A 26,487-nucleotide genomic window follows, 5' to 3' on the forward strand; every position below is an offset into this window, starting at 1 on the left:
AAGTGAATGTGTTAACCAAGCTTAGCAAGCGTTATGCTGCCGTAATCGCCTTCCTCGTCCTGTGGGAAGTCAGTGTAAGGTTCGAATGGGTAGACCCCCAATTCATTCCTCCTCTTACGCAGGTGCTTCAGTACATCGGCGAACAGGCGGCAACAGGAGCGCTGGTGCACCATCTGCTGATTAGTCTGGGACGCGCCGCCGGAGGACTGGCCATCGCCCTGATTGCAGGAGTGCCGCTCGGAATAGCTCTGGCCGGCTGGCCCTACATGATCCGTATAGCCTTCGAGCCGGTGCTGGAGTGGCTCTCTCACATCAATCCGTTTGTTGTGTTTCACATCATCATCGTATTCATCGGAGCCGGCGAGCCCACGAAAGTCTCGATTATCGCCTGGGCCTCCATTTGGCCGATTATGTTCAGCACATTGTCCGGGATGATCCATGCCGACGCAGACATTGTCAAAACGGCGCGTTCATTTGGGCTAAGCCGCCTTCGGCTGACGACGAAGGTCCTGCTTCCTTTAGCCTTCCCCTCCATCTTGACTGGAACGCGTCTGGCTGCGGGCTATGCGCTGCTGTTTCTGATCGCGGCTGAAATGATGGGATCCACCTCCGGCCTGGGCTTCATGATTTATACGGCTCAAGCCAATTATCAGATTGTGCAGATGTTCTCCGGAGTTTTGATTATTGCGGTCCTGGCCATCGTGCTGGACGGAATCATGTCAGCGGCAGGCAAACGGCTAGTCCATCCCGCTATAAAATAACAAATCATATAAAATGTTACAAATTTTCGAACTGGACGTTTTATGTAAATTCATGCGTTGACAATCATGAAAGTCTTAGAATAAGCTTTAATCCATAAATCTCATATGATTTATCGGATTAAAGAAAGTTGACCAGTTAGCTGGAGACTAACGTTCTTCCCCCCGGGAAGTTCGTTTAGTCTCTTTTTTTTATACTAAACCGAGGCAGGTGATGAAGGGCTGAATAGTTGCATCTTTGAATGTTAAATTTTTACTTAAATTAAAATTATTAGGAGTGAGAGAAAATGGCAGATGGTAAAAAGAAATGGGTTATTGTTTCCGTAATCGCCGCTTTGGTGATAGGAGGAATCGGCGTGGGCAGCTACTTGGGCCAGACGAAGAAAGGAATCGGCATCCAAGGCGCCGCAGGGTTATCGCATTTAAAGGATGCAGGGTTTGACCCGGCCAAATCCGGCAAGAAGGTGTACACCATCAAAACTGACACCAAGGTGAACTGCTCCTCCACACCATGGGTAATTGCCGAGAAAAAAGGCTTTTTCGCCGAGGAAGGGATCAATGTGGAATATACCGGCGAATTGACTCAAGCTCAAGTGCTTCCCTCCATCTTGAATGGAACGAATGATGTCTCCACCACCCATGTTAACAATGTCGCCACCTATATCGCCGGCGGCGCCAAAATCAAGGGTGTTGCGATCGGCGGAGTTGAACCGAAGCCGGATGTGGATGAAAAATATCATCACATGAAATTCTATGTCAGCCCCAAGGCGGGTGTTTCTTCACTGGAAGAGCTAGTCAAGAAGAAGAAGGGTGAGAAAATTACGATCAACGGCACCGTACCGAGCTGCACAACCTTCATCGCCACCAACGCATTCGACCATCTGGGCTTCAGTCGTGATCAAATCAAGTTTGTCGCTTTCGAAAGCGACACGGCGGCCTTGCAGGCGAACCAGCAGGGCAATATTGACATCGTCGGCGTCCATCCACCTTTTTACAAACTGGCAAAGGAATCCGGTCTGATCGAAGTTTTCGACACGGCGGATACCGGACTCGGCGAAGCGGCAGGCACAACCTTCTACTACTTCACGGATCAATTTATCAAGGATAATCCCGAAGCAGTCCAGGGCTTTGTCAACGCGGTGAAGAAAGCGCAGGCCTGGATCGTCAACCCGGCGCATGAGGAAGAAGCGATCAAGCTGACCGGCGACTATATCGGCCAACCGGTAAACGCCGTGCACTACTACTACACCGGCAAAGGATTCCAGGACAAGCTGATCCAGCCTTGGATTGATGATCTTGTCGTATCCGGTGCCTTGAAGAAGGATCAGCTGAAGGTCGACGACCTGATCACCACCCAGTTTGACCCGAACTAAAATGCCATCATGCAAAGGGAAATTGGCGTTAATTCGCTGCTTAATTACAATCAATTGTGAGGGAGAACCCGATTATGACTAAAAAACTGAGACAAATCGCATTTTACGGCAAAGGAGGAATCGGCAAATCCACCACTTCGCAAAACACCCTGGCTCAGTTGGCCGTCAATTTCGGCCAAAGAATTATGATCGTGGGCTGCGATCCGAAAGCCGACTCCACACGTCTGATTCTGAACACCAAAGCGCAGCAGACCGTGCTTGATCTCGCCGCCAAACTCGGAAGCGTAGAAGACCTGGAGCTGGAGGACGTAGTGTCCTCCGGCTTCGGAGGCATCCTTTGCGTGGAGTCCGGCGGTCCGGAGCCGGGGGTGGGCTGCGCAGGCCGGGGAATCATTACGTCGATCAATTTTCTGGAGGAGCAGGGCGCTTATGATGATGTGGATATCGTCTCCTACGACGTGCTGGGCGACGTTGTCTGCGGCGGGTTCGCCATGCCGATCCGCGAGAACAAAGCGCAGGAAATCTATATCGTCTGCTCGGGGGAGATGATGGCCATGTACGCAGCCAACAATATCGCCCGCGGCATTCTGAAATATGCACAGAGCGGCGGCGTTCGGCTGGGCGGACTGATCTGCAACAGCCGCAATACGGACCGCGAGCAAGAGCTGATCAGCGAGCTGGCGCGTCGCCTGAATACCCAGATGATCCATTTTGTGCCGCGGAATAATGTTGTACAGCATGCCGAGCTGAGAAAAATGACGGTTACCCAATACAATCCGAACCATTCACAGGCCGAAGAATACAAGCAGCTGGCCGAGAAAATTTTGCACAACGAGAAGCTGACCGTTCCCACTCCGATCGATATGGACGAACTGGAACGTCTGCTGATTGATTTCGGTGTGGTGGAGGATGAGGAGACGGCTCTGCAGACGCAAACCCCCAAGTAAGGAGGATGGAAACGCAATGAAATGGATCATTTCGGTTCATCAGAGATTGTTAAGCTTTTATCTTTTTTTCCTGGTGCTGATCATTTGGGAGCTCGCGCCGAGGCTGGGACTCGTTAGCAACGTATTTGTCCCGCCCTTCTCGCGGATCGTGGAGACTGGAGCCGAATTGGGACTTACGAACATTTTTCTCTACATTTCCATCAGTCTGAAAAGAGTGTTTGTCGGCTTTGTCCTCGCTACCGTTTTGGCCCTGCCTCTTGGCTTTATTCTGGCCGGAGCCATGCCGAAGCTGGCCGCATTTCTCCACCCTCTCACCAAATTTCTCTCCAGCATCCCGCCGTTTATTCTATTTCCGGTCTTCGTTATTATTATCGGAATCGGCGAAGGAGGCATCTATACGGTCATCTTCTGGTCGTCGTTCTGGCCGATATTGTTCACGACCATAGCCGGTATTCAGAATGTCGATCCGCTGCTGATCCGGTCGGCCAAATCCATGAATGCGAGCAAGCTGGTGATCTTCACAAAGGTGATCCTGCCCGGCGCCTCGCCGACATTGATCACCGGACTCCGTACCGGACTGACCATGAGCTTCTTCATGCTGATCGGTTCGGAGAGTATGGGCGCCGATTCCGGTATGGGCTGGATGATCCACAATGCCCAAAGCATGGGGTTTGTCGAGCGCATTTACCTTGGAGCCATTATGGTTGCAGGCGTCGGTCTGGCGCTCAATTATGTGCTTGAATACCTGGAGAGTGCAGTGCTGCATTGGCGGCAGGCTCCCGATTCAAGCAATAAAGCCGCGGCCTAGCCGGATCTTAACTTAAGCAAAGGAGGACGAGACGGATCCCATGAATTCCACCGCAGTCAAGCTTAAAAAAATCGGCATCGGCAGTATTCCGATCCTGTTGTTCTTCATCTTCTGGGAGGTCGGCGCCCGAATCATTCCGAAGGGCGTCATATCCCCTCCCAGCGACGCGATTCTAGCCATCTTCCGCTCGGTATTCTCCGGCTTGCTGCTGGAGCAGACGCTAATCAGCCTGTACCGGGTGCTGCTCGGGTTCTTGCTCTCGCTGATTATCGGTATTCCGCTCGGATTTTTGCTTGGCACCTTTTTCAGTTCGGCGGAGAAAGCATTGCTGCCTTTCTTGCGCACCTGCGAGAAGCTAAACCCTTTCGCGATCATTCCGATTTTCATGATCTTCTTCGGAATCGGGACTTCGGAAAAGGTGGTCGTCATCTTCTGGTCTGCGCTCTGGCCCGTACTGTTTAATACGATGGCTGGAGCCAAGGATATCGATTACAACCTGCTGCGGGCGGCACGGTCCATGGGAGCTACGCGCAGAGAGCTGTTTACCAAGGTCGTCCTGCCGTACACCGCACCCAATATTTTTATCGGTATTGAATTTGCCGCCCAGCTATCGTTCTTCATGATTATCGCATCTGAAGTAATCGGTGCCAGCACGGGACTCGGATGGTATTACATCAACTCTACCGCCCGCTACGATCTGCCGCTCATGTACGGCATCGTCCTGTTCATCACCGTGCTGGGCATTATCATCAACCTGTTGTTCTCCAGACTGAAAAAGCGATTTCTGGTATGGAAAGAAGCGTCACAGCTTCACTAAACACTACTTACATTTGAGGCCGCCGAGTAATCGCGGGAGAAGCTCGCAAGAGAAAATCGCAAACAATGCTTGGCAGAACAGGCAGAGCCGCCCCGGGGCGGCTCTGCCTGTCGTTGGTACAATTGACTGTTCTCCGGCCGCTCACCGTCCCTTTCGAGCAGCGGTAATCCGGCTTCAAGTTTCCGTCATTTCTCCTGATGTCCGGAATCCTCGGCTCACCGGTCCTCATCCGTCAATACCCTCCATTAATGAACACAAAAGGAGCAGACCGCTCCTTGCAGCAAGGGACGGTCTGCTCTTTTATTATTAGCCACAGCAGTACGAAATCAGGCTTCCTTGCCTTCCGAACCCTCGGCCGCTTCTTCCACGGCTGCGGGGGCTTCCGCCTCCTCGGCGGCAGGCTCTTCCGTTACGGTCGGCGGCAGAATCTTGATGACCAGAGTTTCCGGGTCGGTCAGCACTTCCCAGCCTTCATGCTTCGGCAGGTCGGATACCAGCAGCTGATCTCCGATCCCCAGCTCGGTTACGTCTACTTCGAACACGGACTCCAGCTTGTCCGGCAGCGTGCGGATATCGAGCTCGTGCAGTTCGACCGTCTGAACGCCGCCTTCTTTGACTCCTGCCGCAGTGCCTGTGAAGTGCAGAGCTACCTTGGTGTCCAGCTCGGCTTTTAAATCGATCACATGAAAATCAATGTGCAGCAGCTTCTTGCTCAAGGGCTCGCGCTGCACTTCATTGATAATTACATCTTTAGTGCCGGATGCCGGCAGTTCCGCTTTTAAAACCGCCCGCGGATTTTTGCTTAGAATATTGTCCACTGTTTTTGCATCCGCGCTTAAGGAAAGAGACTCCGAACCCGCACCGTAGATAACGACAGGCACGAGGCCTTGTCTCCGCTGCGCGGCAGGCTTCCCGGCTCTTTCGATCAAACGTACTGTTTCACTCATTGCCAATTCCTCCTAAGGATGGATTCAAAAAATAGAAGACCGATTAGATCGTATTCTAATCAGTCTCTTATTAACCATATTGCCTTTATCGGAATCAATATAGCACTATAGACGCGAGAAGTCAAAAAAAGGGAATATTCGTGTCCTTTAATAAAACTCAAACCAAATGGCATGCTACGTAGTGGCCTGCGCCGGTGTCGCGGAAAAGCGGAGCTTCCGCCTTACAGCGCTCCACGGTAAACGGGCAGCGGGTATGAAATTTGCAGCCGGAGGGCGGATTCGCCGGGCTCGGAATGCGGAGGGAGCTGTTCAAGCACGCTTTGCAGTTAAGCAGTCAACCTCGCTTTTTCCAATATCGGGTAGTAAAATAAAGATATTACACCAGAACAGGAGTGAAGAATATGGCGCAAATTCAAACCGGAGAAGGACGATTTTATATTGCTGGCGAAGGTAAGGACCTGGCCGAAATTACATACAGATTGGAAGAGAACAGCGGTGATTTGGTCATTGACCATACCTTTGTTTCGGAAGATCTGCGCGGTCAGGGAGCCGGAGAACAGTTGGTACGGGCGGTAGTGGACAAGGCTCGCGAGGAGCAGTTGAAGATTGTACCTGAGTGCTCATATGCGGCACATCAATTCAAGAAACACGCCGAATATTCGGATGTCCTGAGCGGGAACGCGCCCAGGGGATAAGCCCGTATTCGCGTGTGTCCCTAGGAGGATGACGGGTTTGACGACACATGAAACACTGAAACAGATTGAAGAATTGCAGCAGCGCTGCGAGGAATATGAAGACCTATCGTTGAAGCTCAACTGGGAATCCCTGCGCAGGGAACCCGGAGGCGGCAGCGCCGAATGGTTCGTTATCTACGAGGATGAACTGCTGGTCGGATTTATCGGGCTGTACAGCTTCGGCAGCGAAATCGAAGTATGCGGCATGGTACGTCCGGGTTACCGGCGGCGCGGCATTTTCAGCTCGCTATGGAAACGGGCACAGAGCTATATCGCCCGCCAGGGAGCACATACCGTGCTGCTGAATGCGCCGGCGGCCTCCAAGTCCGCTGCCGGCTTTCTGAAGACTCTGCCCCTCGCTTTCGATCATGCGGAATACCAGATGAAGTGGGACGAAGAGAAGGCCGATGAACGTTCAGCCTTTGAGAACAAGATTCTGCCGGATGACCATGTCATTCTCCGGCCCGCCCGCGCCGATGAAGTCCCTCTGCTCGTCGCTCTCGACAGCGCAGGGTTCGGCATGACGCCCCAAGAGGCTGCGAACATGTACGATGAATTCGCGGAGGAAGACAGCAATGAGCATATCATCATCGAGCTGGAAGGTCAGCCGGCAGGAAAGCTGAGGCTGTGGACAGAGCATCATGAAACGTGGATTTACGGGTTTACCGTTGACGAGAAGCTGAGAGGCAGAGGCATCGGACGCAGCGCCCTCCTCCAGACCATCCAGCGGGAAAAGCGCACCGGTAACGGAGTCAATCTTGAAGTCGCGCTGGATAATCCGAACGCGCTGAGGCTTTATGAGAGCTGCGGATTTGTTGTCACGAACAAGCAGGACTACTTTCGTTATGTCGGCTAGATGACGCCGGAAGCTTTGTAGAACCGACTTGCTTACCTTGCGCTTCATTTTGCCGATTAAGCAGCGGAAGCCGCTCAAACAAAATCAGGCCCTGCGAAACACCGGTATCGGTGCGCAGGGCCATTTTGCAATCGGATTGGCCGGTTGGCGGGTTCGAGGATTGATTGATTGGCTGTAAGTAAGCGGATTTGCGGCTACATGAGCAGCGGTTTTAATAAAGCATCCTCGCCGCTTTTGCATCCCTCGTCCTCCTCTGCCTGACAGTCTTGCATCAGTGTGCCCGGCTCATCGTTTATATTAGACAGCAGCCTCAAATAATCGAGCGAGGCCTCAAGCGTTAAGGAATCCCCCTCGTATCTGCGCATCTCCTTGTCCATCAGAAAATGAATCTCCACGCACTCGGGCGGCCTGCCGTAAGCTTTGCGGCAAAATACGTTGGTCATATGCAAAAACGCCGAGACGACCTCCTCATTTCTGCGAACCATATATTTCTGCACCTTCAGACCGCTTCCTTCTCTCCGGGCGTGCCAGACCAGATGAAAAATCATTGAGAGCTCCATTTGAAGCTCGGGTACGGGCACATACCACTGCTCATACAGCATGAACGGCATTTCATCTCTTTCGCTGCCGCCGGCCAGCCGGATCAGCTCATCGCATATCGTATCCTTGACTTCCCAATAGTGGCTCAGCGATAGAAAGCAGCGGGCCGAAGGCGGCCATCTTCGCTCCAGAAGAAACTGAATTGGCGTCTGCCTGCGCACCTCGGGGGTCAAGCTGTAATAATCATTGAGCGTATGGCCGACCGCATACTGCACCTGCTGCCGCCACAGAGGTAGGCCTTTTCCGCCGCTGCCGCATTGTTCCGCCATATCCAGCAGCGCACGCTCCACGACGTAATCATAAAGCTTCGGCAGCCGGGGCGCCTGATTGACTGGCGTACAATATGCCGTATTCATCTTCAAGATACCGCCAAGCAGAGCTCGGCAAAACGCTGCCCGAACTTACGGCATTCGTCTTTCTCCGCCGATGTCGGCCCGTACTCGATCTTCAAGCTTGGCTGCACGATGGCGGCCCCTCTTTCCTTCAGTTTTTCCTCTATCAAATCAACTGCGCCGCAGTATATCTCAAACCCGGTGTCACCGCTTCCGAACACGGCGGTTTTGTGGCCGGACAACTCGGTCTCCTCCAGCTCTTCATAGAAATCGAGGAATTCATCCGGCAGCTCTCCGTCTCCCCAAGTGTAAGCTCCCACAACCGCACCTTCATAGGATGCGATTTCGAAGGCACTGCAGCCGGTTACCGATTTCAGAACCGCCTCTTGGCCCGACTGACGGATTCCCCCCGCAATCAGCTCCGCCATTTCCTCGGTATTGCCGGTCATGCTCGCATAGACCACCAAAATTTTTGCCATCGTCCGCTTCTTCCCCCATTCGTTGAAACCATTCATATGTGCATCTCAGCCCCCGCAACCGTGCAGGACATAAATCTATTTTATTGATAATGATTATCAGTGTCAATTATGAATTAATGCTGAATCGCTGTCATGCGTTTCTCACAGGTTACGCGTCGCTCAAGCACTTCCACCGTTTGTTAAGAACCGGCAAAATGATGTACAATATAGGCTAAATGACTTCTTGAAGGATGGATTAACATGTACATGGCTCGGGACTGGAAAGATTATGAGATTATCGATACAGGAGGCGGAGAAAAGCTGGAACGCTGGGGAGATATTATACTTCGGCGCCCGGACCCGCAAATTATATGGCCGCTTGCAAACGAGACCGCGCAGTGGCGGAATGTCCACGGGCATTATCACCGCAGCTCATCGGGCGGAGGCCAGTGGGAAATGAAGAAGAGCATACCGGACAGCTGGAGCATTAGCTACGGCAAGCTTAAGTTTCATCTGCGTCCGACAAACTTCAAGCACACCGGGTTATTCCCGGAGCAAGCGGCCAACTGGAGCTGGATGATGGACAAGATTGCAGGTGCGGGACGCAAAATACAGGTGCTTAACCTGTTCGCTTACACCGGCGGGGCCACCGTTGCGGCAGCCAGCGCGGGCGCGTCTGTCGTGCACGTAGATGCCGCCAAGGGCATGGTCCAATGGGCAAAAGAAAACCTGCAGCTGTCCGGCCTTGGAGAACGTCCGGTCCGCTTCATCACCGACGACGTCTTCAAGTTCGTGCAGCGTGAGCAGCGCCGGGGCAACAAGTATGACGCGATCATTATGGACCCTCCCTCCTACGGCAGAGGACCTGGCGGCGAGATGTGGAAGCTTGAGCAGAGCTTGTACCCGTTCCTGGAAAGCTGCTTGAGCATTCTGAGCGATAACCCGCTCTTCCTGCTCATCAATTCCTATACAACCGGCATTTCCCCAACCGTGCTGGAAAACATGCTGTCCATGACCATGAAATCCCGTTACGGAGGCAAGCTCAGCGCCGGGGAAATCGGCCTGCCGATCACCTCTTCCGGGCTGAATCTGCCTTGCGGTATTCTCGCCCGTTGGGAGTCTTAAGAGCGATGGCGCAGAGCGTGAATGGCGGCCGGGAGGACGGACAGCCTGCGGCTTCTTTTGACATTTTATTTGAGGACAATCATCTTCTCGGAATCGTAAAGCCCGTCAATATTCCCGTACAGGAGGATGCAACCGGCGACACCGACCTGCTGACTCTGCTGAAGGAGGATGTTAAACGGCGGTATAATAAGCCCGGCAACGTCTTTATGGGGCTGGTGCACCGGCTGGACCGGCCTGTAGGCGGGGCCATGATCTTCGCCAAGACCTCCAAGGCCGCTTCGCGGCTCTCGGAGAGCGTCCGCAGCCGGAGCTTCCGGAAAGGGTATTTGACCGTTGTCCACGGCAAGCTTCCCGCAGCAAGCGGTCGGCTAAGAGATATCCTGCTCAAGAACGCCAAGACGAACACGGTCACCGTAGTCCGGGAAGGCACACCGGGCGGCAAGGAAGCCGTGCTGGACTACACGGTACTGGGATTTGCCGAGGGCCTCAGCCTAGTGAAGGTGGACCTGCTTACCGGCCGGTCGCATCAGATCCGCGTACAGCTTGCCCATGCCGGCTGCCCGCTGTACGGAGATCAGAAGTATGGAGCGGCCGTCAACAAGCCCGGCCAGCAAATCGCGCTTTGGTCCTCGCTTGTCGGCTTTCCGCATCCCGTGACCAGGCAGGAAGTCGAGCTGATCTCCCTGCCTCCGCGGCAGTACCCGTGGGACTTGTGGCCTGTGAAGCTTCAGGAGGGGGCGCTCCGGTAAGGGAAGATTCAAGGGCTGGCACGTCACGTGTTAGGAAAGGTGCCGGCAAAATTGTGTTCGCGAAAAGGCAGAAGCGGGTCTAAGCTCCAAAGAGAATAGGCCCGCTTTTTTGTGCTGCCCGTTCAGCAGGATGGCGAGTTTCTGAAAAGGCATGATCCGGCGTATTTTGTGAAGTGATATACATGCTCAGTATTGGTGCTGCGGAATAAGGACTACAGAACGCGCTTACTGCCTCCGGCAGCGGACGGTCTGCCTTCCCTGCCTCTGCGAGCTATCTGCTCATCTCCAGCGGAGCGATTTCGTTCCCCGGGGTCACAAGCTTGCCCATCAAGTACAGCAACAGCTGCTGGTTGTGGGCCGATATATGGTCCAGTACTTCCGCAAAAAAATCGCTGCGGACCTTAAGGCCCCGCGCTGCTTCCCTTCTCCCAAGATCAGTGATGCTGACCCAGACGATCCGGCGGTCGGCGGCATCCCTGTCCCTGATAATCAGCCCGCCCCGCTCCATCCGGTCGAGCAGCATGGTAACCGCCGCAGGGCTGGTGGCCAGATGCGGGGCGAGGTCGGAAGGCTTCGCCGCTCCCCGTTCCTGAACAAGCTCAAGCACGGTCAGTTGGGCGTCAGTAAGCGTAGGAGCCAGCTTTGTATCCATATGAACCTTATAGTCTTTGAGAATTTTGTGCCATATTTTACTAAATTCAAAGGAGTTCACAATTGTTCCTTCCTTTCTCGGCAAATGATCCGTTATAAAAATATGTTCGGTGAAGAGTTTGCTTTTCCTGCATCAGGAAAAAAATAAATAACCCCATAAACTTTTAACGGCCTAACCGCAATATCTCAAAGCTTGGATCACGAATGAACCAAATTTTAAAATCTATTAAATACCAAAATGAACCAGATTGTCAATCCGGTGTGGCCGGAATAAAACGCTTTCGACACATCGTTCCGATGCGGCTAACTTTGTCGTTTGGTTATTCGACATGACCTGCCACACAAGAAAAGACATCCGCGCTCTTGTCGAAAAAGGAGCGCGGATGTCAATGGAGACAAAGCCTGTATTCGAGAAAATCCGTTCTACTTCACGCTAATTTGCACGCTGACGATCTCGTCTTTCTTCTCAACCGGGACGAGAAGCTTGCCGGTCGAACGTCGTTCATCAATCGGTGCAGCCTCCGAAGAGAAGCTAAGGATCTCTCCTTCGCGTGTGATGGCCGTCAATTCGAATGTCTCCCTGCAGTAGAATGCCCCGGCAATCCGGCTGCCGTTCGGACGGACGCGTTTGCCTTCCTTGAATTCAAAAGTCGGCACGCCCTTGCCGCCCCGGCTCTGCGGGACATAATCCAGAAGCAGACTGCGCTTGCCGTAACCAATGTCGGATAGAACGAGAATCTCTCCTTCATCATCCGACACCCGGAAGCAGGCAACCACCTCATCGCCTTCCTTCAGCTGAATGCCTTTGACGCCGGCCGCCACCCGGCCCATCGGGTTCACCTCGTTCTCGCGGAAACGGATGCTCATGCCTTCCCGGGTGACCAGGACCAAATCCTGATCCCCTTCGCTAAGCATAACCGTCAGCACCTCATCTTCGGCTCCAACCTTGCAGGCGGCAATGGCTCCGCTGCGGGAGGTGACGTACTCCTTCAGCTCGGTGCGTTTAACCTGCCCCTTGCGCGTCACAAAAATCAGGCTGCGGACAGGCTCTTCGAAATTGCTGACAGGTATGATTCCGGCAATGCCGTCCCCCTTGGAAAGACCGATTACATTGACAATTGCGGTGCCGGGGTCCTTCCATTTGAAATCCGGAATCTGATGCACGGGAAGAAGGAAATACTGTCCTTTGCCTGTGAACACCAGCAGACTGTCCCGCGTATTAACGTCGAGAATCCGGGTGATATAGTCGCCTTCCTTGACTCCGGACGCGTTCCGTTCGCCGCCGGAGCGGGTGAAAGACAGCATGCTTGTCCGCTTGATATAGCCGTCCGCCGACAGCGTGACCAGCACATCCTCCGCATTAACCAGCGCCTCGAGGCTGACCTTAAGCTCTTCCACCTCGCCCTGAATCGCGGAGCGGCGGTCGATGCCGTATTTGTCGCGGATTTCCAGCAACTCCTTGCGGATGACGCTGACCAGTTTCTTGTCGCTCTCCAGAATTGCACGCAGGGCAGCGATCTTGCGCTGCGTCTCCTCCAGTTCTTTTTCCAGCGTCCTAATTTCCAGATTGGTCAGTCGATATAGCTGGAGTGTCAGGATGGAATCCGCTTGTCTTTCGCTGAAGCCGAACATCCAGACGAGATTGTTCTGGGCATCCTGGCGGTTCTTGGACGCTTTGATGGCAGCGATCACTTCATCCAGAATATTGAGCGCTTTGACCAGACCTTCCAGAACATGCGCCCGGTCTTCCGCCCGCTCCAGATCGAACTGGGTCCGGTGCGTGACAACTTCCCGCTGATGAGCGATATACGCTTCCAGAATGGCCTTCAGGCCAAGCTGCTGCGGAGCTTTGTTGACGATGGCCACCATGTTGAAGTTATACGTAATTTGCAGGTCGGTCTTCTTGAGCAGATATGCCAAAATCCCCTGCGCGTCGGCCTCCTTCTTCAGCTCGACGACGATCCGCAGACCCTCCCGGCCGCTCTCGTCGCGCACTTCCGCGATGCCCTCAACCTTTTTCTCCAGACGGATACTCTCCATCGCCGTAACAAGGCGGGATTTAACCACCTGAAATGGAATTTCGGTGATGACGATCTGCTGCTTGCCGCCGCGCAAATTCTCAATGTCTGTCTTGGAACGCAGATAAATGCGTCCTTTGCCGGTCCGGTAAGCGTCCATAATTCCGTCGCCGCCCATTATGAGCCCGCCAGTCGGGAAATCCGGGCCTTTCATAAAGGTCATGATTTCTTCGAGCTCGATCTCAGGCTTCTGCATAACCGCAATGCAGGCGTCAATCGTCTCGCGCAAATTATGCGGTGGTATCTCAGTGGCAAAACCGGCCGAAATGCCGCTTGTACCGTTTACGAGCAAATTTGGATATCGTGAAGGGACGACGACCGGCTCCTTTGCCGTATTGTCGAAGTTGTCCTTGAACAGCACGGTTCGCTTCTCGATATCGCGCATCATTTCCATGGCGATCGGCGATAGCCGGGCCTCTGTATAGCGCATGGCTGCTGCCGGGTCGTCGTCCATCGAGCCCCAGTTGCCGTGGCCGTCGACTAGCACATGTCCCATTTTCCAGGGCTGCGCCATCCGCACCATTCCTTCATAGATGGAAGAGTCGCCGTGCGGATGATAGTTGCCCATGACGTCGCCGACCGTTTTGGCCGACTTGCGGTATGGCTTGTCCGGTGTATTGCCCGAATCGTACATGGCATACAGAATCCGGCGCTGAACGGGCTTCAGCCCGTCGCGGACATCGGGAATGGCCCGGTCCTGAATAATATATTTGGAATACCGGCCGAAGCGGTCGCCCACGACCTCCTCCAGAAATGCCGGCAAAAATTGTTCGGATAAACTGCTCATGCATTCACCTTCTGTTCCTCAAACTGTCGCCTTTATAAAAGAATGGTGATCTGCGCGGGCGCTGTGCGACGGTTTGGACTTCCGGCCGCTGTTGTCTTCGAATTTCCTGAATGGATATCAAGAGGAAGAAATTCGAAGACAAAGGCGGACGCTAACGCTCCTCCAGTTCCAAACCTTTCGCCCTGCTTCGCAGATCGCCAAAACATTTAAACATCGAAATTCTCGTCACTACTCCACGATCTCGGTAAAATCAACATTCTCGACGATCCAGCGCTTGCGCGGGTCGACCTTGTCGCCCATCAGCGTGGACACACGGCGCTCCGCCTTGGCGGCATCCTCGATCTGCACTTGAAGCATGGTGCGCGTCTCCGGATTCATCGTTGTTTCCCACAGCTGATCGGGATTCATCTCGCCGAGACCTTTATAGCGCTGGAGCTCGAAGTTCTTGCCGAATTCCTTCAGATAATTCTGCAGCTGCTCGTCGGTCCAGGCGTAACGGACCGTTTCGAGCTTGCCCGATTTGCGGGTCAGCTTGTAAAGCGGCGGCTGGGCGATATATACCTTTCCCGCGTCGATCAGCGGCTTCATGTACCGGTAGAAGAACGTCAGCAGCAGCACCTGAATATGCGCGCCGTCGGTATCCGCATCCGTCATAATGATGATCTTGGAATAGTTGCTGTCCTCTACCGCAAAATCGGACCCGATCCCCGCGCCGATTGCGGAAATAATCGCCCGGTATTCGTCGTTCTTCAAAATTTCCGCCAGCTTGGCCTTCTCGGGATTCATCGGCTTGCCCTTCAGCGGCAGGATCGCCTGAATCTTCGAGTCGCGTCCCTGCTTGGCCGAGCCGCCGGCGGAATCGCCTTCGACGATGAACAGCTCCGTGCGGGAGAAATCCTTGGACTGCGCGGGGGTAAGCTTGCCGCCAAGGTTCGTGCCCTCGCTGCGCTTCTTGCCGCTGCGGATCTCGTCGCGCGCCTTGCGCGCTGCTTCTCGCGCCTTGGCCGCCTGAATGGATTTCTTCAGCAGGCTCTGCGCCACCTGCGGATTCTCTTCAAGAAAGCGCTGCATATTCTCGGAGACGACAAAGTCGACCGCGCTGCGCGCCGATGCGCTGCCAAGCTGGTCCTTCGTCTGGCCTACGAATTCGACCTCGGACATCTTGATGCTGATGACAGCCATCATCCCCTCACGCAGGTCGCCGCCATCGAGATTCTTGTCTTTCTCTTTCAGCAGCCCCGTGCGCCGGGCATAGTCGTTCATAACCCGGGTGTACGCCGTCTTGAAGCCCGTCTCATGCGTTCCGCCGCTGCGAGTCGGAATCGAGTTCACGAACGAAGCGATCGTCTCGGTATACCCTCCGTTGTACTGGATCGCAACCTCCACTTCGATTTCATCCTTCTCGGCACTGAAATGGATGACGTCGTGCAGCACGTCCTTGCCTTCGTTTAAATAGCGGACGAACTCGCTCGCTCCGCCCTCGTAATAATACTCGTCCTGGCGGCCGCTCCGCTCGTCTGTTAGCGTGATGCGCAGGCCCGAGTTCAGAAAAGCAATTTCCTGAAGCCGTTCGGAAAGCGTGTCGTAGTTCAGCGAAATGCCGCCCTGAAACACGCGAATATCCGGCTTGAACATAATCTTCGAACCGGTCTTGTTCGTATTGCCCAATACCTCAAGCCCCGTAACCGGTTCGCCAACATGCTCTTTCCCGTTCTTGTCCACCCAATATTCAAAACGCTGGCGATGGATCTTGCCTTCCCGGTATATTTCCACCTCAAGCCATTCCGACAAGGCGTTCGTCACGGAGGCGCCGACGCCGTGCAGGCCGCCGGATTTCTTGTAGCCCGAGCCTCCGAACTTGCCGCCCGCATGTAGCATAGTGAATACTACCTGCGGCGTAGGAATGCCCGTCTTGTGCATTCCGGTCGGAATGCCGCGTCCGTTGTCAGTTACAGTGACCGAACCGTCCTTGCGCAGCGTGATGTCAATTTTCGAGCAAAATTTCGCCAAATGCTCGTCTACAGCGTTGTCTACGATTTCCCATACCAGATGATGCAGTCCCGAGGAACTCGTACTGCCAATATACATGCCGGGCCGTTTGCGGACCGCAACCAGTCCTTCAAGCACCTGAATGTCGTCAGCATCGTATCCAGTCCGGTCTGCTGCGCCGTTTTTTGTGACTTCAGCGAACATATCGACCTGTTCGAACATTCATGTTCCCCCTTCTCTTCTCTAATCCCAAAATGCAAACAAATGTTTTGGTTACTTTGTACATTCTAATTCAAAATATCCCTTTTCGTAAAGATGACGAATGAAATGATCACTGAAACGGCCGCCCAAACGCCCAATACCGCAAGAGAAAACGGCAGGGTCATCCCCGCAATCGGCGCGGGAGAACCCGAGAGATAATTCGTCAGCCCCAGATTGACCATGAACAGATATTTCGCCGAAGTCCAGGCCGAGGCCATATTGGTCAGGATTGTACCGGCAATCAGCGCCGCCATCATTACCACAATGCTGGCGGCCGTGCTGCGGAACAGCACCGATACCATGAAGGCCAGCAGGGCTACGACGACGCTGACAAACCAGATGAGTCCGCACTGCATCAGCAGATACTCCCATTGCGGAACTGAATGGACCGCGGACATATCGACCGTGTCTCCGCTGAGCTGAAAGCCGGTGAATACCGGTACGTTGAACCCGCCGTAGCCAAAGGCGAGCCCAGAAATCAGGTAACTGACCAGAAAGACGGACAATATAATCAGCGACACGAACATGAGCAGCGCAATCAATTTGCTCATCAGCACCTTCCAGCGCTTGACTGGGCGGGTAAGGAGCATTTTGATCGTTCCCGTCGTGCGTTCACCGGATACGATATCCGAAGCGACCGCCATAATCAGCAGCGGGATGAACAGGGAGATCGAATTGTCCAGAAACTCGCGGGTAAAGGTTACGCCGCTCGGTTCGTTCGGATTTACGTCATGATCGAGATAGTACTGCATCTGCTGTATAAAAATTCGGCGGTAAGTCTTCCATTCCTCCGGAATGCGGCTGCTGCTTAGCGAATTTTCATTATCGGTGATTTGCTGCTGCAGTTCCAGACGCCAGTCGGAGCTGAACTTCTCCCGATTCCGTTCGGCGGAGCGCATCTGGGCATAAGTGAACATCGGAACAAGGACGAGAAGGATGAGAAGGATAACATAAAAGCGCTTCTTCTTAATGATCTTCATGCTCTCATTGCGGATGAGCGGCAGCAGGCTAATCAATGGTCTCACCCTCCGTCAGTTTCAAGAATAGCTGTTCCAGTGTCGGATGGATTTTATACACGGCCCTGACCTCCACCCCGGCGGTTACCAGAGCGGCAACGGTTTCGGGAACGTCTTCGTCGTCCATAATTGTTACGGCAGAGCCGGGTCGCATATTCGCCATCACCGTGTCGTCCAGATCCAGCTCTTCGGGATTGACCAGCCGGATTCCCGTTCTCGATTCCAGCAGGGCGGCTCCGCGTTCATACGGCTCCAGCTCCCACAGCACATAAGGCGAATTGCGGGCGACAAGCTCGCTCACGCCGCCGACGGCCAGTACGCGGCCCTTGCTGATGATGGCGACCCGGTCGCACAGCAGCTGAATCTCGCTCAGCAGATGGCTGGAAACGAACACCGCCATTCCCTCATCCGCCAGCCTGCGGATAAATTCACGCAGTTCCTTGATGCCCTTGGGGTCGAGGCCGTTCGTCGGCTCGTCGAGGATGAGCAGCTTGGGTCGTCCTAGCAGCGCCTGGGCAATGCCGAGGCGCTGGCGCATGCCGAGCGAGTAGGTTCTCACCTTGTCGTGAATACGCTGATCCAGCCGGACCGTTTCGACAACCTCGGCGATCCGCGCTTCGTTCACTCCCGGCTGCATACGGGCGAAATGCTGTAAATTCTCCCAGCCGGTCAAATACGAATACACTTCGGGATTTTCAACGATGGAGCCGACATATTGCAGCGCTTTTTCAGGCGACTTGTTGACATTATAGCCGCACACCGTAATGGAGCCCTCGCTTGGACGGATCAGATCGACAAGCATACGAATGGTGGTCGTCTTGCCAGCCCCGTTAGGGCCGAGAAACCCGAAAATTTCGCCTTCTCTTACGTCAAAGGTGACGTTGTCGATTATCCATTTGCGGCCGATTTTTTTACGGACTCCGTTCACGGATAACACCACATTCCCCGGTCCGATTTCTTTCTCGTTCGCCTGCATGTTCACCGCTCCTTTCCTCTAGCGCACCGCTTGAACGATCCGGTCCGCCATTCGCTGGTAGCCGTCGCCGTTCGGATGAAAATGGTCGCTGGACAAATATTGGTCAAGATGGCCGTTAAACAAATCCATCACCGGTACAAGCGTCATATCCGTATTGCGGTTGATAATATCCATGGCAGCGCCGTTCCAGGCCGTGACGGCCTGATTGCCCGGAATGAGCATTTCCCGGAGATCCCCAAAAGGGTTATAGAGACCGATATAGTAAACCTTGGCCGACGGATTGATTCTTGAAATGGCGGTTAATATGGATTCCAGCCGCTTCGAAGCGGAGGGAAGACCGGCCAGAAGCCTTTGGGGGTTCAAATTCTGTAAAGCGTTATTTCCCCCGGAGACGCCTCCGTTAACGGCAGTATTACCTCCGGCAGCTCCCGCGCCCGCACCTGAAGAACCGGCACCGCCGGATGATCCCGCCGAATTGGGTGCGCCGCCCTCAGGGGCCGTTCCTCCCGATGCCTCATTCAGCATGGATTGCGCTCCCTGAAACAGATCGTTCCCGCCGATCGAAACGAGAATAATATTCGCTTGGCGAAGGACGTACTGTACGCCATCCTCTTTCAGCTTGTCCTCAAGTCCGGCGGTCGTCAGCCCGTTAATGCCGAGATTCCCGACCAGTTCGGCTTTCATCCCGGAATCGGACAAGCCCGTAACGGTCCGGCGGACAAAGCCTTCGCCCGTGTTATCCCCCGTTCCCTTGGCCAGCGAGTCCCCGACCGCCGCAATCTTCAGTACACCCGTTTCGGCAGTGGGAGCCGCCGTGCTCTGCGGGGTCTGCACAGCAGGAGCGGCGCCCTTCGGATACATAATATCTCCTACGGCATATACAAAGCCGGTTAGCAGCATAAGGGTGGCCGCAATGGATAGAAGACTTGCGGCCCGCCAGGTCCATTTAAAATCGTTCAACATCATTCTCCCCCGTCCGCTCCGCAATGTGTTTTGTATTTAAACATAATTCTTCTATCGGCAATTTGCAAATGTACTGCATTTTCAAAAGAGTTGTCCAAGCGTAACCAATCCATGAAAAAAAGGACCAACCGTCGGCAGAAAGTTCTGCCTGGAAGATCCTTTTTCGGATAACCTGAAAGTACTGCTGGTTTACTCCGTGTACATGCCGGCGGGGCTGATGTTCAGCTTGATGGCGGCTTACCGCTTTCATCTGCCGGTATGGACTTTAGAAGCTAAAAAAACCGCCCGTCCTGCAATCCAGCAGGAGGGCGGAGATGGATAAAGCTTTTATTTTCCGATAAATTCCTGTGCCCAGTAGTTATTGTCAAAGCCCACACCGATGTAGTTGAAATTTTTGCTTAGAATGTTGGCTTTGTGGCCCGGGCTGTTCATCCAGGCTTTCATGACTTCTTCCGGCGTGCGCTGTCCCATGGCGATATTCTCGCCGGCATAGCTGTAAGTTACGCCGAAAGCGGACATCATATCAAAAGGCGATCCGTACGTTGGGGACGTATGCGAGAAATAATTGTTGGCGCGCATGTCCGTCGCTTTGGCTGCCGCGACCTTGTTCAGACTGTCAAGCGCAGCCAGCGGCGCGAGTCCAGCTTTGCCGCGTTCCTCATTGACAAGAGCTACGACCTCTTTGACAAAAGCTGAGCTGTTGGCCTGAGCCGCCTCAGGGGCTTTGGCCGCCGGAGCCGCGGGTTTGGCCGCAGGAGCTTCCACCGGTTTGGCCGGGGCCGGTTCCGCCGGCGGCGCAGCTTCCGGCTTGGAATCAACATCGCCCGTCAGATCAACAGTGATGGACCGGCCATAATATTGCTGCAAATATTGCATGAGCTGCTCATAGCTCATTCCGTTCTTGAGTGTTGCCTGCGGCGAGGCCGCTTCAGCCTGGGACGGCAAAGATATGCCTAGAGCCAACACTGCCGCTACGCTTCCGCTAAGTAATGCTTTTACCGTTCTGCTCTTCATTCCGCCATCTCCTTATTCTGGTTGTATTGTTGTCCGCCATGTAAGAAAACAGCGGCAAATATTACAAAGTTGTAATATGTTCCTTGGTCATTGTAACATACTAAACTCCCGAATGGAGTTCCAATTTCCGCCATTCGGGAGTTCTTTGAATATTTTTATCGGAGAGAAGAACGAAGCAGATGAGCCGGCAGGATGCAGTTAGCCTAGTGGTAGGACCGCCAGAATGCGCCTTCCGTGTTGATCAGGCCCATGATCTCGGCATAAGGAATCCGGAAGGTCGGGAAGCCCGCCGAGTAAGGGGCGATCTCATAAGGAGCGAAGTACAGATAGAGCGCCTCCCCGTCGACATAGAACGGCTGATCGGGTGCTATGCCTTTGTACGCATCGGGAAATACATAGGAATATTGAGGGTCAGTCTTGATTTGCCGGCCGACAATTTCGCTCAGTCTTTCCGTATATGGAATCGAAGGTTTGAACAGATCTTTTAGTTCGTAGAACGTTCCGGTCCGCAGATCAATTGGGGTAAAAATACGGGTCGGCATTCCGTGCGCGGCCCCGAACGGGTAGCGGTAACCGCTAAGCTCAAGCTGCAGCAGATTCTTCCGGAAGAAGGACACGGAAAAATCGCCCGTATAGCTGTAGTCTCTATCACTGCCCCCGGCACTGGCGGCATCGGCAAGCGAAAGCTTTCTCAATCTGTCATTGACCTGGGCGGATATTCGCGAATCGGAAATCCCCATGACGTAAGGATAGTAGACCAGATAATTGAAATCCGGTTTGAACTTGCGTTCCTCCACTGCATAGGGAGGGCGAAGGGGAATGAGTGTATTTTGTCTCCACACCTGCCTGCCGTTCCGGTCATAATATGCGGTGCGCTGATCCACGTCGGCTCTGATCAGTCTTCCGCTGAAGGAGAGGGTACCCGCTCCCGGGACAACCGGCGGCTGAGCGGCACGGCTGCCGCTTCGGTCGATAAAATACGTCTCGTTCTCGTCGTAGACGGAAGCGAGTCCCTCGCTGTAGTTATTCACTCCGCGCAGCGGATGAGTGTTCAGTATCCGGCCGGTTACTGCGTCGGCGATGGTGTACACGACCCCCTTATACGCCTCTGCCGGGTTAATGGGGGTACCGAGCGCGACACGGTTCTCCCCAAGCTGCTGTATATATTCGTATTGAGGCTGAATAACAAACTTCCCGCTCTTGTCGATCAAGCCGTAGGCATTCTCATAGTTCTCCGCCATATTGACGACCGCCCTACCCTCGGAAAAAGGCATCGCTGACGTAAACTGGGGACTGATCACCGTATTTCCTTCTTCATCGATATATCCGTAACGGCCGTTCTCCTCCGCCTGGTAAGCCAACAAGCCGTCCCCGGGGTTGCCTACAAAAGGATAGGAGTAGGTGTGCAGAACCTCTCCGTTCTTTCCAATGAGCGCAAACTCGCCCGCGTGCAGCTTGACCAGCGCTTTGCCATCCTTGAAGTCATTTGCGTCCTCGTATTTTGAAGGGATCGCTTCCCTGCCGTTCCGGTCCAGATACCCGTATTTGAGACCCTGACCTTCCGTCTGCGTGTTGAACAACGCCCGGCCTTCATGCAGGGAATTCAGATAATCGTACCTGCGGCCCGTGAGCGGCTTCCCCTTCTCGTCCATCAGGAAATAGCCCCGGCTGTCGCTCGCGACGGCGCGCCCTTCTTCAAAAGGACCAATATAGCTGTACATGGGCTTAACGACTTCTTTGCCCGCTGTGTTGATTAATCCGCTGCCATCCTTTCGCTGGATGACGGCAAGACCGTTATCCTGAAATTCCTCGGCGTAGTCGTAGCGTGGTTCAATGACTGTTCGGCCATTGTCGCCGATGTAGCCCCACAGCTTCCCTTCCTTCAAATTGAAAGGCGCCGGATGGAGTGAAACAACGCGCAGACCAACATCGTCATTAGCGTCGCTTCCTTCAATTATGGACGTCTCCCCGGCGCGGACATCGATCCAGTACCAGCCGGGCTCGGACGGAACGACCGCATAGGCGCTCTCGGCATACCGCGTTTCCGGCTGGGGAATGCGGCCGTTCCACCCTGTCCCGTCCCATTTCCAGACTTCCGCCGATACTCCTCCGTTCTTCCCGGCCTTCAGTGATCCGCTCAAATCAATTTTCAACATGCACCGCTCCCCCTAATCATAAGGCGTTTGCCTATAGAATATGGGATAAACGCCCATTGTGTGAGGGATGGCGCAGAAAAGCCGCCCCCAAGGCGGCGATAAATTTCCGACGGTCCGGGAAGCGGCCTTAATTCTTGAAATTGGGCTATCGTATGATGAGCCGCCTGCTTATTTCTTCGCGGAGTATTTCCGCATATCGAAGGCAACCGCGGCCACGATGATAAGGCCTTTGATAATGAGCTGCCAGTAAGGACTGACGCCGATAAAAGTCAGACCGTAGTTGATCAGGGTGAAAATAACGACGCCGACCAATACGCCCGGCACCGTGCCGATGCCGCCTGTGGTGGATACACCGCCGACTACGCAGGCCGCAATGGCGTCAAGTTCGTACATGTTGCCGTAGTTGTTCGTCGCGCCGCCCGTTCTGGCGGCTTCCAGCACGCCGGCAAGACCGTACAGGGCTCCGGCGATGGCATAGAGATAGATCAGGTTCTTGGAAACGTTGATGCCGGATACTTTGGCCGCCTGCATATTGCCGCCGATGGCGTACATGTTCTTACCGAGCTTCGTTTTGTTGAAGACGACCCAGACAATGAGAGCGACAACGATGGCGATGATGACGATATATGGGATCGAATACTGCCCTTTGCCGATAAAGCCGGAGCCTATATTGGTGAAATCGGGGCGCAGGCCGCCGATCGGCTGGGATTGGTTCGGTTTCATATCAAAGTACAGCGAGTTGATGCCGTACACCATAACCATCGTGCCGAGCGTCGCGATAAACGGCGGGACATTGAGCTTGGAAACGATCAAGCCGTTGATCAGACCGCACAGCAGACCGGCCAGAATGGCGATGACAATCGGAATGATGATCCACAATTGCGGCAGATCCGGAAAGAACCGGCGTGAATAATCCGGGATTTGCAGCATCGAGGCGGAGATCACCGCCGTCAGGCCCACGACCCGCCCGGCCGACAAGTCCGTTCCAGCCGTGATGAGAATAAAGGCGACGCCCAGAGCGATAATGACCCGCGTGGACGATTGAATGAGAATGTCGCGGAGCGTATTGACCGACATGAAGCTCGGTTCGTATACGGCGATGCCGAGAATCAGGATAACGAGTACGAGATAGATGGCATTTTGAGTAATAAAGCTTTGCGCTTTTTTGGCGTTCATTGGATGTTCCTCCTCTAAAAAAATGGTCCTGAATCAGTGCTGGGCAGCCAGACGCATCACTTCAGTTTCCGTCGCGGAGGCGCCGTCCAGGATGCCGGTCAGCCTTCCCTCCGACATCACCATGACACGGTCCGACATTCCAAGCAGCTCGGGCATTTCGGAGGAAATCATTATGATGCTCTTTCCCTGCTTCGCCAGATCAGCGATGATGGTATAAATTTCGAATTTGGCCCCAACGTCGATGCCGCGCGTCGGTTCGTCCAGCAGCAAAATTTCCGGCTCTGTGAGCAGCCATCTCGCCAGCAGCACCTTCTGCTGATTGCCTCCCGACAGATTCATAATCTGCGTCTTCGTGGTCGGCGTCTTGGTGCGGAGCTTTTCGATCATCTTGTCGACTTCCGTTTTTTTCTTCTTTCCGTTCAGCAGAAAGTACAGTTTCTTATAGCGCTCCAGGTTTGCGATGGCCCCGTTCTCATGGACGGACAGCACCGGAAAAATACCGGTAACGCGCCGCTCCTCCGTAAGCAGGGCGAGACCGTATTTCTTCGCATCCTGCGGCGAACCGATCTTGACCGGCCGGCCTCCGATGGAGATCGTTCCCGACTTCAGCGCCCGCAGGCCAAACAGCGCTTCGATCACCTCCGTCCGCTGGGCTCCCACCAGACCGCCGACGCCGAGAATTTCGCCTCTCCTCAGCTCGAAGGAAACATCCTTGAACGACCTCGGGTCGGCGGAAGTCAGTCCTTCGACCTTCAGAAACACCTCCCCCGGCACATTGAAGCGCTCGGGAAAACGGTTGGTCAAATCGCGCCCGACCATCCGGGAGATAATCAGATCGGTCGTCATTTCCACCGCCGGCCAGGTGCCGATTTTTTTGCCGTCCCGCATGATCGTAACCTCGTCGGAGATTTCCAGAATCTCTTCCATTTTGTGCGATATATAAATAATGGCAACGCCTCTTTGTCTAAGATCCCGGATAATCCGGAACAGATGCTTCACTTCCACGCTGGTCAGGGATGAGGTCGGTTCGTCCATGACAATGACGCGGGAGTTGAAAGAGACGGCTTTCGCGATTTCGATGGATTGGATTTTCGATACGGACAGCTTGCCTACAAGGGTTTCCGGGTGCAGATCAATGTCCAAATCCTTAAACAGCTTTTCTGTATCCGCATACATTTTTTTGTGGTCGATAAATTGAAGCGGTCCGATTCCTTTGGTCGGAAACCGCCCCAGCCATATATTTTCCATAACGCTGCGATGCGGCACCGGATGCAGCTCCTGGTGAATCATCGAAATACCGTTGTTAAGCGCATCATTAGAATTCTGGATAACCGTCTTCTGACCGTCCAGATAAATTTCGCCGCCATCCGGCGAGTAAATGCCGAACAGGCATTTCATGAGTGTGGATTTGCCGGCCCCGTTCTCGCCCATCAGGGCATGAACACTGCCCGGTCTGACCTTCAGGGTCACACCGTCCAGCGCCTTGACGCCCGGAAATTCCTTGGTGATATTGTTCATCTCCAGCACAAATTCGCTTTGAGCCATCGTCTTACGCCCCCTACGCTTTTTTTCTTATCCAAGAGAGGCACAGCGGTTCCATCCTTGTCTCCTGCCATAATAGGAATACCGGAGAGCGGCGGACCGCTCCCCGTTCGTGCAATCTGCTTATGCCCAAGCCGTAAAAAAGCTTACTTTACTTCGGATGCGTTGTCTTTCGTAATCTTTTTGTAGGAGATCCATACGTACTGGTTGTCGGAAATGTCAAAGCCCACATTGTCCTTCGTCGGCGCTTCGCCATTAGCAAGCAGAGCGGCCAGCGTGATCGCTGCCTTGCCCTGGCTCTTCGCATCGTTAAGCACGGTTCCGAGCATCGTTCCCTCTTCCAGCGCCTGCACGGCCGGAGCGGTAGCGTCAACGCCTACAACCGGCATGTATTTGTCGCCCGAGAAGTAACCTGCGGCTTTCAACGCTTCGATCGCGCCGAGCGCCATATCGTCGTTGTTCGCCAGAACGGCTTCAATCTTGTCGCCATGCGAGCCGAGGAACGCGGCCATTTTCTCCTGACCTTTTACGCGATCCCACATCGCGGTGTCTTCCGCCAGCTTCTCCACCTTGATGCCGGCGTCTTCAATAGCTTGAATGGAGTACTTCGTGCGCAGCTCGGCGTCCTGGTGTCCCGGCTCGCCTTTGAGCATCACATACTGCAGCACGCCGTCCTTGTTCTTGTCGGCTTCGGGATGAGCCTTCCAGTAGTCAACGATAAGCTGGCCTTCCAGTGTGCCGGATTCCTCCGCTTTGGCGCCTACATAGTAGACCTTGTCCCACTTCTTCATATCTTCCGGGAGCGGCTCACGGTTCAGGAACACCACCGGAGTGTTGGCCGCTTTCGCTTTATCGATAATGACGCCCGCCGCCGTCCGGTCAACCGGGTTGATCAGCATGCCGTTGTATTTCTTGGTGAGGAACAAATCCACCTTATCATTTTGTGTAGGCTGGGAGTTCTGGCTGTCCACGATGTCCACCTCGGCGATGCCTTTGGCGGATTCCTCGATCGCGTTACGGACCCCTGTCATGAAGGTATCGTCGAATTTATAAATCGCTACGCCGACTTTGGGCGTTTTGCCGGAGCCGCCGCTGTTAGCGGAATTGCCGGAACCAGTTGCCGCCGCGCCGCCGGAGTTGGACGAATTGTTATTGCCGCCGCAGCCAGCCAGAGCAGCACCGAGTAATGCGCTTGCAAGTAAGACGGAAGTAATTTTTTTCATGAGAAATTTGACCTCCTGGTATTTTGTCTTTTTGCTCTTTGGCCCCTCGCTCCCGGGCACATGTTTATTATGCAGGAAATGTAAGCGTTTGCGAATATAAAATACTCCTCAGATTTAGCAAAATTCTCATATCGAATTTCTAAGCTTGTCC

General features: G+C 54.0%; 23 protein-coding genes and 1 pseudogene. 9 read left to right on the forward strand and 15 right to left on the reverse strand.

The genetic code is table 11. The annotated features are described in order from the left end of the window. Nucleotides 1-2 precede the first annotated feature (2 nt). From G5B47_RS03085 to G5B47_RS03105, 5 genes are all read left to right on the forward strand, one after another. The gene (locus tag G5B47_RS03085; RefSeq protein WP_165094207.1) at nt 3-761 is read left to right on the forward strand and encodes an ABC transporter permease; all 759 of its coding nucleotides are present in this window, start codon (nt 3-5) and stop codon (nt 759-761) included. Between the two features lie 284 nt (nt 762-1,045). Continuing rightward, complete coding sequence (locus G5B47_RS03090) at nt 1,046-2,131, forward strand: ABC transporter substrate-binding protein (protein ID WP_165094209.1); 1,086 nt, start codon at nt 1,046-1,048, stop codon at nt 2,129-2,131. A gap of 74 nt (nt 2,132-2,205) precedes the next feature. Beyond that, nucleotides 2,206-3,078 (forward strand): nitrogenase iron protein, encoded by an 873-nt coding sequence (gene nifH / locus G5B47_RS03095; protein WP_165094212.1) that lies wholly within the window; start codon nt 2,206-2,208, stop codon nt 3,076-3,078. A gap of 16 nt (nt 3,079-3,094) precedes the next feature. Beyond that, nucleotides 3,095-3,886: an ABC transporter permease gene (locus G5B47_RS03100; protein ID WP_165094215.1), complete on the forward strand. Its 792-nt coding sequence runs from the start codon at nt 3,095-3,097 to the stop codon at nt 3,884-3,886. A gap of 40 nt (nt 3,887-3,926) precedes the next feature. Next, nucleotides 3,927-4,703 carry an ABC transporter permease gene (locus G5B47_RS03105; RefSeq protein ID WP_165094217.1) on the forward strand — a complete coding sequence of 259 codons (777 nt, stop codon included), beginning with the start codon at nt 3,927-3,929 and terminating at the stop codon, nt 4,701-4,703. A gap of 326 nt (nt 4,704-5,029) precedes the next feature. Here G5B47_RS03105 and G5B47_RS03110 read toward each other — a convergent pair whose 3' ends face one another. After that, the gene (locus G5B47_RS03110) at nt 5,030-5,650 is read right to left on the reverse strand and encodes a 50S ribosomal protein L25 (RefSeq protein WP_165094220.1); all 621 of its coding nucleotides are present in this window, start codon (nt 5,648-5,650) and stop codon (nt 5,030-5,032) included. A gap of 157 nt (nt 5,651-5,807) precedes the next feature. Beyond that, nucleotides 5,808-5,945: pseudogene (locus tag G5B47_RS03115) on the reverse strand (oligopeptide/dipeptide ABC transporter ATP-binding protein); the annotation flags it as partial. 106 nt (nt 5,946-6,051) lie between these two features. Here G5B47_RS03115 and G5B47_RS03120 point away from each other — a divergent pair. After that, entirely contained in the window at nt 6,052-6,345 is a 294-nt protein-coding gene (locus G5B47_RS03120) for a GNAT family N-acetyltransferase (protein WP_165094223.1), read from the forward strand. Nucleotides 6,346-6,382: 37 nt separating this feature from the next. After that, nucleotides 6,383-7,240 carry a GNAT family N-acetyltransferase gene (locus tag G5B47_RS03125; RefSeq protein WP_165094226.1) on the forward strand — a complete coding sequence of 286 codons (858 nt, stop codon included), beginning with the start codon at nt 6,383-6,385 and terminating at the stop codon, nt 7,238-7,240. Nucleotides 7,241-7,434: 194 nt separating this feature from the next. Here the strand turns inward: G5B47_RS03125 and G5B47_RS03130 are convergent, their stop codons facing one another. Together G5B47_RS03130 and G5B47_RS03135 are read right to left on the reverse strand one after the other, a co-directional pair. Further along, on the reverse strand, nt 7,435-8,196 hold the full coding sequence (locus tag G5B47_RS03130) for a hypothetical protein (protein ID WP_165094228.1): 762 nt from the start codon (nt 8,194-8,196) through the stop codon (nt 7,435-7,437). Nucleotides 8,197-8,198: 2 nt separating this feature from the next. After that, complete coding sequence (locus G5B47_RS03135; protein ID WP_165094231.1) at nt 8,199-8,651, reverse strand: flavodoxin; 453 nt, start codon at nt 8,649-8,651, stop codon at nt 8,199-8,201. 240 nt (nt 8,652-8,891) lie between these two features. Here G5B47_RS03135 and G5B47_RS03140 point away from each other — a divergent pair, with 240 nt between their 5' ends. Both G5B47_RS03140 and G5B47_RS03145 read left to right on the forward strand, forming a co-directional pair. Continuing rightward, entirely contained in the window at nt 8,892-9,755 is an 864-nt protein-coding gene (locus G5B47_RS03140; protein ID WP_165094233.1) for a class I SAM-dependent methyltransferase, read from the forward strand. A gap of 5 nt (nt 9,756-9,760) precedes the next feature. Then, nucleotides 9,761-10,504: an RluA family pseudouridine synthase gene (locus tag G5B47_RS03145; protein ID WP_165094236.1), complete on the forward strand. Its 744-nt coding sequence runs from the start codon at nt 9,761-9,763 to the stop codon at nt 10,502-10,504. Nucleotides 10,505-10,775: 271 nt separating this feature from the next. Here the strand turns inward: G5B47_RS03145 and G5B47_RS03150 are convergent, their stop codons facing one another. From G5B47_RS03150 to G5B47_RS03200, 11 genes are all read right to left on the reverse strand, one after another. After that, nucleotides 10,776-11,216, reverse strand: coding sequence for a MarR family winged helix-turn-helix transcriptional regulator (locus tag G5B47_RS03150; protein WP_025335496.1), 441 nt, complete (start codon nt 11,214-11,216; stop codon nt 10,776-10,778). Nucleotides 11,217-11,578: 362 nt separating this feature from the next. Further along, the gene (gene gyrA / locus G5B47_RS03155; protein WP_165094239.1) at nt 11,579-14,020 is read right to left on the reverse strand and encodes a DNA gyrase subunit A; all 2,442 of its coding nucleotides are present in this window, start codon (nt 14,018-14,020) and stop codon (nt 11,579-11,581) included. Between the two features lie 228 nt (nt 14,021-14,248). After that, nucleotides 14,249-16,231, reverse strand: a complete 1,983-nt coding sequence (gene parE / locus G5B47_RS03160; RefSeq protein ID WP_165094242.1) for a DNA topoisomerase IV subunit B — start codon at nt 16,229-16,231, stop codon at nt 14,249-14,251. Between the two features lie 65 nt (nt 16,232-16,296). Beyond that, the gene (locus G5B47_RS03165) at nt 16,297-17,286 is read right to left on the reverse strand and encodes an ABC transporter permease (RefSeq protein ID WP_165095427.1); all 990 of its coding nucleotides are present in this window, start codon (nt 17,284-17,286) and stop codon (nt 16,297-16,299) included. Beyond that, nucleotides 17,279-18,262, reverse strand: a complete 984-nt coding sequence (locus G5B47_RS03170) for an ABC transporter ATP-binding protein (protein ID WP_165094244.1) — start codon at nt 18,260-18,262, stop codon at nt 17,279-17,281. The genes G5B47_RS03165 and G5B47_RS03170 overlap by 8 nt, the downstream gene beginning before the upstream one ends. 18 nt (nt 18,263-18,280) lie before the next feature. Further along, on the reverse strand, nt 18,281-19,222 hold the full coding sequence (locus tag G5B47_RS03175) for a GDSL-type esterase/lipase family protein (protein WP_235957070.1): 942 nt from the start codon (nt 19,220-19,222) through the stop codon (nt 18,281-18,283). A gap of 330 nt (nt 19,223-19,552) precedes the next feature. Further along, complete coding sequence (locus tag G5B47_RS03180; protein ID WP_165094250.1) at nt 19,553-20,239, reverse strand: CAP domain-containing protein; 687 nt, start codon at nt 20,237-20,239, stop codon at nt 19,553-19,555. Nucleotides 20,240-20,442: 203 nt separating this feature from the next. Beyond that, nucleotides 20,443-22,395, reverse strand: a complete 1,953-nt coding sequence (locus tag G5B47_RS03185; protein WP_165094253.1) for a WG repeat-containing protein — start codon at nt 22,393-22,395, stop codon at nt 20,443-20,445. Nucleotides 22,396-22,563: 168 nt separating this feature from the next. Next, nucleotides 22,564-23,571: a galactose/methyl galactoside ABC transporter permease MglC gene (gene mglC, locus G5B47_RS03190; RefSeq protein WP_165094256.1), complete on the reverse strand. Its 1,008-nt coding sequence runs from the start codon at nt 23,569-23,571 to the stop codon at nt 22,564-22,566. Between the two features lie 33 nt (nt 23,572-23,604). Continuing rightward, nucleotides 23,605-25,116, reverse strand: a complete 1,512-nt coding sequence (locus G5B47_RS03195; RefSeq protein WP_165094258.1) for a sugar ABC transporter ATP-binding protein — start codon at nt 25,114-25,116, stop codon at nt 23,605-23,607. Nucleotides 25,117-25,259: 143 nt separating this feature from the next. Then, nucleotides 25,260-26,336 carry a galactose ABC transporter substrate-binding protein gene (locus tag G5B47_RS03200; RefSeq protein WP_165094261.1) on the reverse strand — a complete coding sequence of 359 codons (1,077 nt, stop codon included), beginning with the start codon at nt 26,334-26,336 and terminating at the stop codon, nt 25,260-25,262. Nucleotides 26,337-26,487 lie beyond the last annotated feature (151 nt).

The sequence above is a fragment of the Paenibacillus apii genome, from assembly GCF_011043685.1.
In the GTDB taxonomy this organism is placed as follows: Bacteria; Bacillota; Bacilli; order Paenibacillales; family Paenibacillaceae; genus Paenibacillus_AQ; species Paenibacillus_AQ sabinae.